The sequence below is a fragment of the Microseira wollei NIES-4236 genome, assembly GCF_020521235.1.
GTDB lineage: Bacteria > Cyanobacteriota > Cyanobacteriia > Cyanobacteriales > Aerosakkonemataceae > Microseira > Microseira wollei.
Map to the genome: position 1 here is coordinate 14,433 of NZ_BLAY01000135.1, position 13,834 is coordinate 28,266.

Annotated in this window: 14 protein-coding genes; 9 read left to right on the forward strand and 5 right to left on the reverse strand. The window is 46.1% G+C overall.

Annotated elements, in window-relative coordinates:
• Positions 1 to 3 precede the first annotated feature (3 nt).
• The 3 genes from MiSe_RS33930 to upp form a co-directional block, all read right to left on the reverse strand.
• Positions 4 to 285: a YggT family protein gene (locus MiSe_RS33930; protein WP_226588436.1), complete on the reverse strand. Its 282-nt coding sequence runs from the start codon at positions 283 to 285 to the stop codon at positions 4 to 6.
• 119 nt (positions 286 to 404) lie between these two features.
• Positions 405 to 782 carry a ssl2009 family thylakoid membrane protein gene (locus tag MiSe_RS33935; protein WP_226588438.1) on the reverse strand — a complete coding sequence of 126 codons (378 nt, stop codon included), beginning with the start codon at positions 780 to 782 and terminating at the stop codon, positions 405 to 407.
• Positions 783 to 1,052: 270 nt separating this feature from the next.
• The gene (gene upp, locus MiSe_RS33940; protein ID WP_226588441.1) at positions 1,053 to 1,706 is read right to left on the reverse strand and encodes a uracil phosphoribosyltransferase; all 654 of its coding nucleotides are present in this window, start codon (positions 1,704 to 1,706) and stop codon (positions 1,053 to 1,055) included.
• Between the two features lie 493 nt (positions 1,707 to 2,199).
• On the opposite strand from upp, the gene crtH reads away from it, so the two are divergent.
• Positions 2,200 to 3,747, forward strand: a complete 1,548-nt coding sequence (crtH, locus tag MiSe_RS33945; protein ID WP_226588443.1) for a carotenoid isomerase — start codon at positions 2,200 to 2,202, stop codon at positions 3,745 to 3,747.
• 236 nt (positions 3,748 to 3,983) lie between these two features.
• Here crtH and MiSe_RS33950 read toward each other — a convergent pair whose 3' ends face one another.
• Entirely contained in the window at positions 3,984 to 4,430 is a 447-nt protein-coding gene (locus MiSe_RS33950) for a hypothetical protein (RefSeq protein ID WP_226588445.1), read from the reverse strand.
• A gap of 121 nt (positions 4,431 to 4,551) precedes the next feature.
• Here MiSe_RS33950 and MiSe_RS33955 point away from each other — a divergent pair, with 121 nt between their 5' ends.
• From MiSe_RS33955 to MiSe_RS33970, 4 genes are all read left to right on the forward strand, one after another.
• Positions 4,552 to 5,880 carry a hypothetical protein gene (locus MiSe_RS33955; RefSeq protein WP_226588448.1) on the forward strand — a complete coding sequence of 443 codons (1,329 nt, stop codon included), beginning with the start codon at positions 4,552 to 4,554 and terminating at the stop codon, positions 5,878 to 5,880.
• A 308-nt stretch (positions 5,881 to 6,188) separates the two neighbouring features.
• Positions 6,189 to 7,433 carry a DUF6745 domain-containing protein gene (locus tag MiSe_RS33960; RefSeq protein ID WP_226588450.1) on the forward strand — a complete coding sequence of 415 codons (1,245 nt, stop codon included), beginning with the start codon at positions 6,189 to 6,191 and terminating at the stop codon, positions 7,431 to 7,433.
• Between the two features lie 5 nt (positions 7,434 to 7,438).
• A complete protein-coding gene (locus MiSe_RS33965) occupies positions 7,439 to 7,882 on the forward strand; it encodes a type II toxin-antitoxin system VapC family toxin (RefSeq protein WP_226588452.1) in 444 nt (147 codons plus the stop codon).
• Entirely contained in the window at positions 7,879 to 8,091 is a 213-nt protein-coding gene (locus MiSe_RS33970; RefSeq protein WP_226588454.1) for a hypothetical protein, read from the forward strand. The genes MiSe_RS33965 and MiSe_RS33970 overlap by 4 nt, the downstream gene beginning before the upstream one ends.
• 8 nt (positions 8,092 to 8,099) lie before the next feature.
• Here the strand turns inward: MiSe_RS33970 and MiSe_RS33975 are convergent, their stop codons facing one another.
• Positions 8,100 to 8,279: a hypothetical protein gene (locus tag MiSe_RS33975; RefSeq protein WP_226588456.1), complete on the reverse strand. Its 180-nt coding sequence runs from the start codon at positions 8,277 to 8,279 to the stop codon at positions 8,100 to 8,102.
• A gap of 325 nt (positions 8,280 to 8,604) precedes the next feature.
• Here MiSe_RS33975 and MiSe_RS33980 point away from each other — a divergent pair, with 325 nt between their 5' ends.
• From MiSe_RS33980 to MiSe_RS33995, 4 genes are read left to right on the forward strand one after another with little or no spacing between them, the layout of a single operon-like run.
• Positions 8,605 to 10,782, forward strand: a complete 2,178-nt coding sequence (locus MiSe_RS33980) for a serine/threonine-protein kinase (protein ID WP_226588458.1) — start codon at positions 8,605 to 8,607, stop codon at positions 10,780 to 10,782.
• 52 nt (positions 10,783 to 10,834) lie between these two features.
• A complete protein-coding gene (locus tag MiSe_RS33985; RefSeq protein WP_226588460.1) occupies positions 10,835 to 11,383 on the forward strand; it encodes a GNAT family N-acetyltransferase in 549 nt (182 codons plus the stop codon).
• A gap of 10 nt (positions 11,384 to 11,393) precedes the next feature.
• Positions 11,394 to 12,383, forward strand: a complete 990-nt coding sequence (locus MiSe_RS33990; RefSeq protein WP_226588462.1) for a PP2C family protein-serine/threonine phosphatase — start codon at positions 11,394 to 11,396, stop codon at positions 12,381 to 12,383.
• A gap of 43 nt (positions 12,384 to 12,426) precedes the next feature.
• The gene (locus MiSe_RS33995; RefSeq protein ID WP_226588464.1) at positions 12,427 to 13,707 is read left to right on the forward strand and encodes a vWA domain-containing protein; all 1,281 of its coding nucleotides are present in this window, start codon (positions 12,427 to 12,429) and stop codon (positions 13,705 to 13,707) included.
• Positions 13,708 to 13,834: the final 127 nt, after the last annotated feature.

Consider the following 13,834-nt stretch of genomic DNA (forward strand, 5'->3'; position numbering starts at 1 on the left):
TGACTAAAACACTACCGCTCTTTGCAGGGTAGCGAGTAGGGAAGAAACCAAATTGAGCAGCAGGATTGCCAGGATGGGGGAAAAGTCCATGCCGCCCAAGGGAGGAATAAATGAGCGGAATATATTCAGGTAAGGATCGGTTAGCTGACTGAGGATGGAAAACGGCGGATCGTACCAGTTGATATTGGGGAACCAGCTTAACAGAATCCTAATAATCAGCAGAACCGAATAAATCTGCAAGAACTGAGCAAGCGTATTAATCAGCAGTGCAACTGCGGTATCCATAATTGTTCTGTACTTTTTGCAGTGTTTGGCGAGGTTATCGACTTTTGACTTTAATTTAACCGATCTGTAGCGATCGCGGATCGGTAATCGGATCGGTTACAGAGGCAGGGTGTGTCAATTTAGGCGTCCCTGGAGAGAGCGCGGTCACGCAGTGTGGCGCTAGCCGTATCGCTCGTCCCCAAGGTAGAATTCCCATTTACTTTAGCCAGTTGCTGGCGAGCTTCGTCAATTGTCTGATTCAATTGAGCGATTTTCTCTTCCAAGCTGCGGCGCGCCATTTCTATCCTTTGTTCGGATGCACCTGCTTCGATTTGACGTTTTTTCGCTTTCTCCGGTTTAACCTGCGGTGGGGTTTCATCAACGATCGGGGTTTTGGCTTCCTCGGTTTCCTGGTGGTTGATTCTAGAAGCTAGCATTGCTCCCAGCACCCCGCCGACTATCCCGCCAAACACCGATCCGGCGATAAAACCCGCTGCAAAATTATCACGCTGACTCATAACAATGCCTGGATTTTAGATTTTGGAAAATGGATTCAATTTCACCGCCTCTGTTCCCAGCTTACCTGGTGGCAGTTCCAGTTGCCTACTTGGGATGCATCTTGGGGGGGTAAGCAGGGGAGCAAGGGAGCGGGTGAGCGGGTGAGCGGGTGAGCAAAAGGTGATGGGGAGATGGGCAGATGGGGAGAATGTACATTTAAATTCCCCTGGCTCCCAGCTGCACCACTGCTCACCTGCACCACTGCCCACCTGCACGCCCCCACACCTGCCCTAAAAAGTGCCAAACGTGCGATCGCCCGCATCTCCTAATCCGGGCACAATATAACCTTGGCTATTCAACCCTTCGTCTATAATCGCCGTGTAGATATTCAAGCTCGGATACGCAACGCTGAGTTTTTGCAAGGCTGGGGGAGCCGCCACCACTGAAATAATCCTCACCAGCGATGCATCGATGCCGCGAAAAGTCAACTCCTCCATCGCCTTCATAATTGTCCCGCCCGTTGCCAGCATCGGATCGGTAATTAAAACCCGCGAAAGCGGATCGAACTTCTCTGGAAAGGGATTCAGATAACAAGTAGGTTCTAGCGTCTTCTCATCCCGCACTATCCCCAGATGGTATATCGACGCATTCGGCAGCACAGTTTGCGCGCCTTCCAACAACCCCAGTCCGGCGCGTAAAATTGGCACCGCTACCACCGGCACTTCTGGGTTAATAAACGTTGCCGGACATTCAGACAATGGCGACTGCACCGTTGTCTCCATTGTCGGCAACCACTCCCGCGCCGCTTCATAAGTCAGCCAGCGTCCCAATTCTTTGATGGCGCTTTTAAACAGCGCCGGTGGCGTCCCCGCATCGCGGGCGACGCCTAACCAGTGCTTAATTAAAGGATGAGGAGGCACGTAGACACGTAACTGCAAAGTCATGAAAATTTTCGGTTTTGGATTGCTAAGTGGGCGGGTCTTATTGGACAAACGCGAAGGATGCCAGTTCCAAGCCTTGAATTATCATAAAACCTCGCGGTATCTAATCAAACGCTTCCCCTTGTTCCCAGTCGTCTCTCTCCCTCACAGGACTTACGCAAAGAAACCGGGTTTCTCTGAAAAATATTTGGTTTGGCAACCAGAGATCCCAGCCAGAAACTTTGGTGATAGGTCGCCCAACCTCCCTCCTCCCTCTTCCCACCCCAGACTAATTGAAAAATTTTCCCAATTGTATTGACACTGATTTTCAACAAGGTTATATTGTTTTTAGTGTTCTCCTCTCTCGTGTTCTTCTCTGTGAGGAACGGCAGACGGGCTCGGTCAGCAGTTAGCGGATAGAGTCCGTATTTTTTTTGGCATACTTGGGCGCTTGGTAATCAGCTAATCGCAAGCGTTACACTGGAAAGTCAGAAATTTATTCTAGACGGCTGACTCCATGCCTTCTGTATCGAACAACTCACAGGTATTTTCTGCTCAAACTCATTCAACTGCGCCAGAGTTTGATGCGATCGTAATTGGCTCTGGTATTGGAGGGCTGGTGACGGCAACCCAACTGGCGGCGAAGGGTGCTAAAGTGCTGGTGCTGGAACGGTATCTCATCCCAGGCGGTAGTGCGGGTTACTTTGAACGGGAGGGGTATCGGTTTGATGTCGGCGCGTCGATGATTTTTGGCTTTGGCGACAAAGGTACTACGAATTTGCTCACCCGCGCGCTTCAAGCTGTAAATGTCAGCTTGGAAACTATTCCCGATCCGGTACAAATTCACTACCACCTCCCCGATGGTTTAAATCTGAGAGTTCATCGCAATTATGAGAAATTTTTGCAAGAACTAATTGAAAAATTTCCGCAAGAACGCCACGGCATCCGCCAATTTTACGACGAGTGCTGGGAGGTGTTCAACTGTCTCAACGCGATGGAGTTGCTGTCTTTAGAAGAACCGCGATATCTGACGCGGGTGTTTTTCCAGCATCCGGGAGCTTGTTTGGGATTGGTGAAATACTTGCCCCAAAATGCGGGTGAAGTCGCCCGGAAATACATTAAAGACCCAATTTTGCTCAAATTTATCGATATTGAATGCTATTGTTGGTCGGTTGTCCCAGCAGATATGACGCCGATGATTAATGCCGGAATGGTATTTTCCGACCGACATTACGGCGGAATTAATTACCCCAAAGGCGGCGTCGGTCAAATTGCCCTCAAATTAGTCGAAGGACTGGAAAAAGCAGGGAGTCAAATTCAGTACAAAGCCAGGGTAACGAAGATTCTAACCGAAAACGGAAAAGCAGTAGGCGTAAAGCTGGCTACGGGGGAAGTTTATCGGGCAAAGCGGATTGTTTCCAACGCCACGCGCTGGGATACTTTTGAGAAACTATTGCCACGAGAAGAAATGCCTGTTGCTGAGAAGAAATGGCAAAAACGCTATCAAAAATCGCCGAGTTTTTTGAGTTTGCATTTAGGGGTCGAGGCCAGGGTTCTGCCCTTGGGTACCGAGTGCCATCACATTGTACTGGAAGACTGGGACAAAATGGAGGCACCGGAAGGCACGATCTTTATGTCAATTCCCACGCTGCTTGACCCGACTTTAGCACCCGAAGGTTATCACATTCTGCATGTATTTACGCCGAGTTGGGTGGAAGATTGGCAGGGAATGTCGCCGGATAAGTACGAGGAGAAAAAGGAAGACGAGGCGGGACGAATTATAGAAAGATTGGAGACAATTTTCCCCGGTTTAGATGCGGGATTGGATTATATGGAAGTGGGGACGCCCCGCACCCATCGCCGCTATTTGGGGCGGGTAGATGGGAGTTATGGCCCAATTCCCCGGCGCAAGTTAATGGGATTATTGGGAATGCCGTTTAATCGGACTTCGATTCCTGGTTTGTATTGCGTGGGGGATAGTACGTTTCCGGGTCAAGGTTTAAATGCGGTGGCGTTTTCTGGGTTTGCTTGCGCTCATCGGATTGCTGTTGATTTGGGTTTGTGAGAATGGGTAATTGCTAATTGCTAATTGCTAATAGCTAATGGCTAATGGCTAATGGTAGAGCGGTCAAATATTCCCATGAGCAATTAGCGATTAGCTATTTTAGCAATCTTATTTAACGAACCGCAAAAGACCCAGAGAACGCAGAGGAAAGAGAAAAGAAGAGCTAGGTTTTTGGTAAATGAACCTAGTCGATAGTTCCTATTAGCAATTAGCAATTAGCAATTAGCAATTAGCAATTACCGAAATGGATTGCGATTTTGCGGAAAGATGCGTCCAAATAAGGGTAAAGCGGTTCTGAGGGACTGGCCTTTTTTTGCTTTCATGTCGGCTTCTAAGGTACGCTCGTAAGCGATCGCGCTTTCGGTTCCCTGTTCTTCGGATAGTATTACTAAGGCTTGGGCGATACGAAGGGCGGCGGTGGTGCGATCGCCCCGCGTCATGGCACGATCTGCTAGTGCGATCGCTTGCTCCACCCCTGGAACGCGCCCAGGGCGGCTGATTATACCATTGGCAATAGCCCGCTCAAAGTTGGCTCTGTAAGGCGTACAATTCCTGGGAGTGCAGCTTCTTGTCTGTTTGGTGGCTGTATTGTTAGCGGGTATCGCCATAAGAGCTTCTGTGAGGCTGATTCCAGCTACTAGGACGGTGAGTAGGATTAAAGGCGATCGCAGTGTACTTTTCATAGGTCTATGTTAATCCTTGTTGCCAGTCTTCTGTAATACCATTTCGCTATTGTGAATTTACAGTTAAGTAAGTCCAGGTAAATAAAGTGAAAATAGTTATTCTAAACATGGGGCGGGCAGGATGCCCACCCCACAAGAATTTCAACTCTCTTGCTTGTGGGGTGGGCGTCTCGCCCGCCCAGTTTTCAGTTTATTTATACTGACCTACTTCCTAGACGAAAAGGCAACGGCTGTGACTGTTGAACAGATAGACCAATTATTAGCCGACTGGAAGCAGAAAATCGACATTGCTAGTCAAAATCTGATAGACTTACACGGACTGCCAACTTACCAGCGGCTGTGCGGTGTTTCCGGTTTTCCTCCAGTACAGCTAACGGGAATAACTTTGGCGCGGGTGACGCCTGCGTTGGAGGCGATGAACGAGTTGTTTCAACACTTCGACTTGCTGATTAAAACAATTAATAAAGCAACCGAACTGCGAAAGCAACTATCTCCGTTGTGGGTATCCGAGGTGAAAGTTAAAGAAATCGAACAAATTTTAACCGGAAGTTCGATCCAATTGGCGGTTGTGCAAATTCCCCTAGCACAAAGGGGACTGCTGAGTGTGGCGCAAACGGCGAATGCGATCGCGCCCCGACAACTCCTCGCTGCAATGACCAGCGCGTTCGATATAGCAAAAAATGCCGTTTTAGAGGTAGATGCAGCTTGGATGCGCTTAGAACCCGCTTTAGCTACCGCAGAAGCGGAAATTTTATCGCTGCAACGGTTAGCAGACTCGCTAGGACAAGGTTCTGTGGACGAATTATCGGCGGCGCGGCAAAAAATTACTGCGTTGCGTGGCAAGATTGAAAGCGATCCGTTGGGAGTTAGCGCCAATTTTGATCGGGAGATTAAACCGCTGATTTTGCGGGTGAAAGCGACGTTGGAAGAGTCGGTAAGACAGCAGAATGAGATGAGGGAAAGGTTTGCTTGCGCCCATCATCTCCTTTCCCAATTAACCGAACTTAACCGCCAAGCGGAAATCGCGTTCAGGGAAAGTAGGGAAAAAATCACCGACCATTCAACCTGGCAAACGCCTTTAGATCCCGCACAGATAGAGGCTTTGAGTCAATGGCTGACTCGACTGGAAACTAAATTTGGGGAAAATATTTTAAATTCGATTCGGATTGGTTTGGAAAACTGGACAGCCAAAGTGAAGGAATATATAGCCAAAGAGGAAAGAGCCTACGCAGCCAACAAAGCGCCTCTAGAATTAAGAGCAGAATTGCGCGGACGACTCGACGCCCTCCAAGCTAAAGCCCTAGCGCGGGGACTAGCAGAAAATGCGATTCTATCCCAGCTAGCGGAAAATGCGAAGCGGCTACTATATACTCGACCAACTCCTTTAGATAAAGCCGCTGAGTTGGTCACCCAATATGAGCAAGAACTAAACCGAAAGTATTATCTCTAGTAGGGGCGAGGGTTATCCTCGCTCTTACTTGTTTTGAGCGCGATTATAGCCCGCCAGCCCGCCAGCCCGCCAGCCCGCCAGCCCGCCAGCCCGCCAGCCCGCCAGCCCGCCAGCCCGCCAGGGGTTTAAACCCCTGGCTAATAGCTAAAGTCCGTTGAAACGGACTGAAGATAGTAGAATAACAGTCGGTTTTAACCGACTTGTAGAGACGTTACATGTAACGTCTCTACAATCAGGAAATTTATTTCCGGGCGAGAGGGGGGCGAGAGAGAGGCGTTTGGAAGTAACTAACAGATAAGGTAGAGAATATGCCGCAAATTGAAATGCTGACACCTGAGCAAGAAGCACTGATCCCAGTTTATTGGGAAAAGTGGGGCAGCCTCGCCCTGTACGCAGAGCCAATTGACCGTCAAAAAATTACTGAAGCAGTAAAATACTTATACAAATTAGTTGATAAACAGGAGCCTGAAGTTAGTTTTATTGATAGTCCTCAACACTATTACAATCAAGGTTTTCTAGGTTTACTCTACCAGGAACTAAAGAAGAGTCAAAATGAGGATGAGCGAGAACTTCTAAGCGAACTAGAGCAACATCTGGAAACGCAGCAGCAAGGTTTAGTATTACAGAAAAGCTTAGTAAAGGAGTTAGAGGAAAAACTAAAAGTACCTTTAGATACTTTATTAATAGAAGCCTTGAAACAAAGAAAGAGATTATCTGACAAATTTACCAAATTTTATTGGGAGCGGCAAGACGAAGAACGGCTTAAAGTCATGGAAATGGAAAACAAATTTAGAGCGGTATCCGAGTCTTCATCAGAGAGTTTATGGCTGAGATATCTGTATCGTCAACTAGGGGAAGAACTAAGAAATCAATTGGGTTACGACCTGTGGTATGACTTATTTATGAAGCGAGAGCCACTGTTTCATTTTGGTCGTACCTATATTGATATCAATTCATTACTAATTGCTAGCACTAAGTTTGATTATTGTATTTCCGTTCTGAATTTACCTTACGAGCCAAGTGTGTGGGATACACTTCAGTTTTTAGCACAAAACTGTGGCTCTATGATTTTTCCGTATGAAGAAACTTGCCTAGTATGCGATCGCCCGCGCATTCTCTGTTTCGATAACCAACAACGTTTGCACGCAGAAGGCGCACCCGCGATTCAATTTGCCGATGGTTTCAGCGTATATGCTTATCACGGTACAAGATTGCCAGAAAAATACGGAAAAATTCACCCGAACCAATGGCAAGCAGAATGGCTATTATCTGAAGATAACGCAGAACTTCGGCGAGTGCTAATTCAGCGCATTGGTTACGCCAGAATTTGTCAGGAATTGCAAGCAACTGAATTAGATATTTGGCAAGAATATACTTTGTTAAAAATTGATTCAAATGTAGATGTAGAACCAATTTATCTGCTAAAAATGATTTGTCCGAGTACTGGATATATTCATGCTTTGCGCGTCCCGCCGGATGTGGAATCTGCGAGGGAAGCGATCGCATGGGTGAATTGGGGAATTGACCCAGAGGAATTTTCAACACAAACTTAGAATACATGGATTTACTTTACCTTGATTACAACTGTTTTCAAAGGAGGTTTGACGACCCTCAACAAACTCGAATTCAAATTGAGGCTTTGGCATGTCAGGAAATATTCAATCGAGCCGCAGTTCAGATAGTTCAGCTAGTTTGGTCTTTTATGCATGAAGACGAAACTACACTCTGCCCCTTTCCAGACCGCAAAGAAATTGTGTTAGGATTGGCAACGCTTTGCCAGGTCAGATTTTGCCCTGATGAGCCTATTTACCAACTAGCTCAAACATTCTTGCAAGCGGGTAGATTTTCAGCCAGAGATGCCATTCACCTAGCTTGTGCTGTTCAGGTCGGTGCTGACTACTTTCTCACCTGTGATGATGATTTGAGTAGGCAAGCACAAAGTCTACAACTTAATATTAAAGTAATGAATCCAGTTGACTATATTCGGCAGGAAACACCATGACAGAACCAGCAAAGATGATGGATGACGCAGAACTCAGAGTCCGTGGCATTGAGGCATTAAACAAAGCTTTGGGTGTTGCGGCTGCGCTCAGATTTCTTGCCCTCATGCACCGCGAACCTACTGACTACGTACAAATTTCCCGACGACTTTACGAAGGGCAGAGTCTTGATGAAATTTTTAATAGAGCAAGACAAAACTGGAAGGGATAGCTGTAAACTTAATGCTGTTGGGATTCTTGGGTTGATGATTCATCAACTAATTTCCAAAATTCATCAGACTTTAGTCCGCCTTCTTCTTTAAGACTTCGCCTAGACTTTTCTAGTATTTGATTAAATTTAGGATTGTCAGATAACCGAAACCGCTCTAGTTCATCTAGAGTTAAAATTTTATGGTTCATAGTTTAAATGAGCGATCGCTCTCAATTGTAAGATTTGTTCTGCACTAATTTCCAATCATACCTCCGCGCCAATCGTTGCTGTAACTGAAATTATTATCTAACTGACTAGAGGATTTAAAGTTCCCTGGAATTTTTCTGGAATGGTGAGCGATCGCATTGTGGTATTACTAGGCAATACCCTGTCTCGATGACGGCGAGAGCGTGGCTTATGTTAAAGCAACTGTTACAAAAGTTTAGAAAAGTTAAAAAACAGCGATCGCCTCTATCATTGAGTTAATCGGTTAATCGCTGGAATTTAGATAAAACTTTATTAAGGAAAATCCAAATGGACGGCGAAAGGTGTAAGAGAAAAGGCTGCACTGGCACAATCGAAGATGGCTATTGCGACCTGTGCGGAATGGCTGAACTAAAAACAGTAGAATCTTTCCAAGCGGCGGTACTTAATAGTACAAGACAAAGCGCCAGCATTACTACGGGGACGGGTTCATCGCCACTGACAAATCGTTCCAAAGGTTCGCGACGAACTAGCAGCAGTAGTAGCAGAAGTAGCCGCAGACAATTGGGTGCGGGACTGGTATCGATTCCGGAATTACCTTCAACTGAACCGGAAAAAGCGATTTTGGCAGATGCGAAAGTTCCGGAGAACAAACGGTTTTGTTCAAATTGCAATAACCCGTTGAAACGAGAAAGGGGTTTTTGTTCTAAATGCGGCACAAAATATTCGTTTATTGCCAGTTTGTATCCAAAAGATTTAGTGGCGGGACAATATGAAGTCAAGGGTGCGATCGCATACGGTGGATTGGGATGGATATATCTCGGTTTTGACCAAACTTTATCGCGTTATGTGGTATTAAAAGGACTGCTGAATACGGAAGATGCGGCGAGTGCAGCAGTTGCAGTGGCAGAACGGCAATTTTTGGCTTCTGTTAAACATGCCAATATTGTCGGGATTTATAACTTTGTCAAACACAATAACGAAGGTTTTATCGTCATGGAATATGTCGGAGGTAAAACTTTAAAAGAAATCCGAAAAGAAAGGGGGCCATTGCCAATTGCGGAAGCGATCGCCTACATTCACCGCATCTTAGGCGCGTTTTCCTACCTGCATTCCCAAGGCTTAGTTTATTGCGACTTTAAGCCGGATAACGTCATGTTAGAAGGTCACGATGTTAAATTAATTGACATGGGAGGTGTGCGGCGCATTGATGACCCCCACGGCGATATTTACGGAACCGTTGGTTATAGCGCACCGGAAGCAGGAGAAGGACCAACTATTGTCTCGGATTTGTTTACAATTGGCAGAACTTTAGCAGTTTTGCTGACTAATATTCCAGGGTTTAGTAAAGAACACCTCTACACCCTCCCCAGTCCGCAAGAAGACGCGCTATTTGCTAAGCAAGAATCCCTTTATCGATTTTTGCTCAAAGCAACAGCAGAAAATCCAGATGACCGCTTCCAGTCTGCCGATGAAATGGCGGATCAATTGCTGGGTGTGTTGCGGGAAATTGTGGCAATTGAAACCAATACTCCGCGTCCATCTGCTAGCAATATTTTCAGCGGCGATATGCTGGCGATTACTACCAGCGGCGACTTTGAATTGATTAAACCCGATTACCGCCAGTTGCCAATTCCGATTTTGGATACATCCGATCCCGCTGGCAATGCGGTGATGAATGCGAGTGCTATTTCCGATCCAAATAAGCGCATTGCGAGTTTAAAACAAGTCGTGCAACAATACCCCAATTCCAAAGAAGCGTTGCTGCGATTAGCGAATAGCTTAATCGATACTGGCGCTGATAAAGAGGTCGAAGAAATATTGGCGCAAGTTGAAGCAATAGATGCCTGGGATTGGCGAGTTTTATGGTATGGGGGACGCAGTTTTATGGCGCAGGGGAAAGCGCAACAAGCGCAGGGAACATTCGATCAAGTTTATTTTGACTTACCGGGGGAATTAGTTCCCAAATTAGCACTTGGTTTGGCGGCAGAATTGGCAGGTAATTATAAACTGGCAATTGGGATGTATGACTTGGTATCGCGTACCGATCCGAGTTATGTTTCTGCTGCGTTTGGTTTGGCACGTTGCTTGGGTAAAACGGGAGATCGAAAAGGTGCGGTAACGGCGTTAGAACGAGTGCCGCAAACTTCTAATATGTATGCGAGATCGCGTGTAGAAATTGCCCGCACTTTAATTAATACCGAACGATCCGCACCCGGTGCTAAAGAACTCAAAGAAGCATCGACGGCAATAGAGGCGCTAACCTTAGAAGGAATGGATCGATATCGCCTTACTAAACAAGTGTTGGAAACCGCCTTAAATCTGGTCACATCTGCCGCACTTTCGCCAAATTCTTCTATCGCAATTCTGGGACAGACGTTAGAGGAAGTGAATCTAAGAAAAGGACTAGAAAAAGCCTTGCGCGCGATGGCGCATCTCACAACCGGAGATGAAAAGATCAGGTTGGTAGATGAAGCAAACAACGTGCGTCCCAAAACCTTGTTTTAGTCAATTGTCATTTGTTAAATGAGCAATTAGCAATTAGCAATTAGCAATTACCATGTCAAACCTTAGCCTCAAAACCGAACGATTAGAATTGATTCCTTTCACGTTAGAAATTGTGCAGGCAGAAATGAGCGATCGCTCCCTATTATCCTACCTCCTCGACGCGCGAGTTCCAGACAATTGGCCTCCGCCATTCAACGACGAACAAAGCCTATTGTGGTTCTTAGAAAAATGCCAGGAAAATTATTATCAAGTCGGATGGTTGGGTTGGTACTTCGTGCTGAACGATCGGGTTACAAACGAACGAGTTGTTATCGGTAACGGTGGCTTTAAAGGGGAACCCACTCCTGATGGTACGGTAGAAATTGGCTATTCAATTTTACCAGAATATCAAAACAAAGGATACGGAACAGAAGCGATCAAAGCACTGCTTAATTGGGCGTTTGAAGATGGAGAAGTGAAACGAGCGATCGCGGAAACATTACCAGAACTTAAAGCCTCGCAGCGATTGCTGGAAAAGTGTAATTTTGTCTATATTGGAGAAGGATCGGAACCAGGAATTATCCGGTTTGAACTTTCTAGAATTAATTTAGTCTCTAATTAAACTTACCACCATGACCAATTACCAATTACCAATTACCAAGTTGCAATGTCCGAATTGCGGTACTAATGTAATGATAGGCGATCGCTTCTGCGAAGAATGCGGCACACCCCTTGCTGTAACTATTCCGAATGCAGGCGATGGATGTGAAAAATGCGGCGCGGGTATAGAAGCAATTGATGCTGAAGGATACTGTTCTAATTGCGGTTTTAGACGGGAAACGCAGACAGGCGATCGCATAGAAATTACCATAGAATCTAACCTGGCAGGAATCAGCGACCGAGGACTCAGACACCACCACAACGAAGACTACCTAGCTTGTGCCAAAGTTGAGGGAAAAAACGCCTACGTCCTCGTTGTTTGCGATGGGGTTTCTAGTTCGCAAAAACCTGAATTAGCCGCTAAAGTTGCTGCGGATAAAGCATCGGTTGCCCTATCTGCTGCGATTCAAAAAGGCGCGGTAAAATCGGCAGAAGCGATGAAAATTGCCGTTGGGGAAGCATTGCTATCTGTCTGCGATATTCCTTATATAAATGGTGGAGATATAGACCCTCCTTCAACGACAATTGTTGCCGCCGTTGTTGTTGATAAAATGGCTACAATTGGTTGGTTGGGTGACAGTCGCGCCTATTGGATTTCTCCCCAAGGTTCTAAGCAATTAACCAAGGATGATTCTTGGCTTAACGATATCGTTTGTTCGGGAAAAATGAGCGAAACTGAAGCGCGAAAATATCCCCAAGCTCATGCAATTACTCGGTGGCTAGGTGTGGATATAGGAGACCATTGGCATCCATCGATTGTGAATTTCGATATACCTGGTTCTGGATATTTGCTGCTGTGTACTGATGGCATGTGGCATTACGCCCCCGAACCTTCACAAATGGCGCATCTTGTCAAGAAAAAAGCGGACAAAGATGCGGTTGAGGTTTCCCGTAGTTTAGTTGAATTTGCCCTCAGTAAAGGCGGACACGATAATATCACCGTCGCCTTACTTTCTGTATGATCAAACTACCAATTTTCACCAACATAAACTGAAAAAAAATCCTATGTCTAGCCAATTCAAAGCCGAAGTATTCCAAAACCAATATTTACCCCAAGGTGCTAAAGAAGTTCATGCGATTATGACTGTTACCGTCGCAGGTGGCGAGGGAGTAAGTGCAACACCTGCGGGGGAAAGATTATTCGGGATTATTTGCGATATTTCTGGATCTATGGGGGGTGAAAAAATTCAAGCGGCGAAGGGTGCAATGGCAAAAATTGTGAATTTGCTGCCCGATGATGCTTATTTTTTTATTGTCACCGGATCGAGTAGCGCCCGTCTGGTTTTTCCGATGTTGAAGGCGACAGCGGAGAATAAAAATAGAGCGATCGCAGAAATAAAAAAAATTTCTGCCAACGGCGGTACAGTTATTTCTAGCTGGCTATCTTCCGCGTTTGAAGAATTCAAAAAAATGCCCAACGCCATTCGTCAAGCGCTATTATTAACCGACGGACAAAATGACGACTCCGACGAACAGCGACTCAAAGCAGTTTTACAACAATGCGAAGGCGTTTTTCAATGCGACTGTCGCGGAGTAGGAACCGATTGGCGAGTCAAACAGTTACAACAGATATCTAACAAACTATTAGGAACTACCGATATTATTCCCAACGCGGCGATGATTGAAGCCGACTTTCGAGGAATTTTAGCAAAAGCAATGAGCAAAGATGTCAGCGATGTTGCTTTGCGTTTGTGGACGCCCCAAGGTGCGACAGTGCAATTCTGCAAACAAGTTAGTCCAGAAATTGTTGACCTCACCTACCGCGCCAAACTCGTCAAACCACAAGTTGGCGACTATCCGACAGGTGCATGGGGAAAAAATGAGTCCCGCGACTATCATTTTTCCATTCAAGTTAAACCGGGCAATGTTGGCGATGAAATGTTAGCAGGTCGCGCCAGTCTTATTTATACCTTAAACGGGGTAGAAACCAAAGTTGCCGAAGCAAGAATCTTGGCAATTTGGACAGATGATGATGCTAAATCAACTAAAATTGACCGGCGAGTTGCCCACTATACCGGACAAGCAGAACTTGCTCAATCAATTCAAGATGGGTTAGAAGCACGGGATAGAGGCGATATTGAAGTCGCCACCGCCAAGTTAGGAAAAGCAGTAAAACTCGCCCACGAGTCGGGTAACGAAGCTACTGCCAAACTGTTAAGAAAAGTCGTCGATATTGAAGATGCGGCGACGGGTACGGTCAAGATCAAAAGAGATGTTGCTAAAGAAGATGCGATGGCTTTGGAGACTCGTTCTACTAAAACCACTCGCATTCCTAAATCTTCTTAAATGTTTTTATTCCCTGGGGCGGGCAGGATGCCCACCCCACAAGACACTTGATCTATGTTTTTATTCCCTGGGGCGGGCAGGATGCCCACCCCACAAGACACTTGATCTATGTTTTTATTCCCTGGGG

Coding starts and splice junctions, on each gene's coding strand:
- MiSe_RS33930 (WP_226588436.1), bottom strand. CDS start 285: ATGGATACCGCAGTTGCACTGCTGATTAATACGCTTGCTCAGTTCTTG.
- MiSe_RS33935 (WP_226588438.1), bottom strand. CDS start 782: ATGAGTCAGCGTGATAATTTTGCAGCGGGTTTTATCGCCGGATCGGTG.
- upp (WP_226588441.1), bottom strand. CDS start 1,706: ATGACTTTGCAGTTACGTGTCTACGTGCCTCCTCATCCTTTAATTAAG.
- crtH (WP_226588443.1), top strand. CDS start 2,200: ATGCCTTCTGTATCGAACAACTCACAGGTATTTTCTGCTCAAACTCAT.
- MiSe_RS33950 (WP_226588445.1), bottom strand. CDS start 4,430: ATGAAAAGTACACTGCGATCGCCTTTAATCCTACTCACCGTCCTAGTA.
- MiSe_RS33955 (WP_226588448.1), top strand. CDS start 4,552: ATGCCCACCCCACAAGAATTTCAACTCTCTTGCTTGTGGGGTGGGCGT.
- MiSe_RS33960 (WP_226588450.1), top strand. CDS start 6,189: ATGCCGCAAATTGAAATGCTGACACCTGAGCAAGAAGCACTGATCCCA.
- MiSe_RS33965 (WP_226588452.1), top strand. CDS start 7,439: ATGGATTTACTTTACCTTGATTACAACTGTTTTCAAAGGAGGTTTGAC.
- MiSe_RS33970 (WP_226588454.1), top strand. CDS start 7,879: ATGACAGAACCAGCAAAGATGATGGATGACGCAGAACTCAGAGTCCGT.
- MiSe_RS33975 (WP_226588456.1), bottom strand. CDS start 8,279: ATGAACCATAAAATTTTAACTCTAGATGAACTAGAGCGGTTTCGGTTA.
- MiSe_RS33980 (WP_226588458.1), top strand. CDS start 8,605: ATGGACGGCGAAAGGTGTAAGAGAAAAGGCTGCACTGGCACAATCGAA.
- MiSe_RS33985 (WP_226588460.1), top strand. CDS start 10,835: ATGTCAAACCTTAGCCTCAAAACCGAACGATTAGAATTGATTCCTTTC.
- MiSe_RS33990 (WP_226588462.1), top strand. CDS start 11,394: ATGACCAATTACCAATTACCAATTACCAAGTTGCAATGTCCGAATTGC.
- MiSe_RS33995 (WP_226588464.1), top strand. CDS start 12,427: ATGTCTAGCCAATTCAAAGCCGAAGTATTCCAAAACCAATATTTACCC.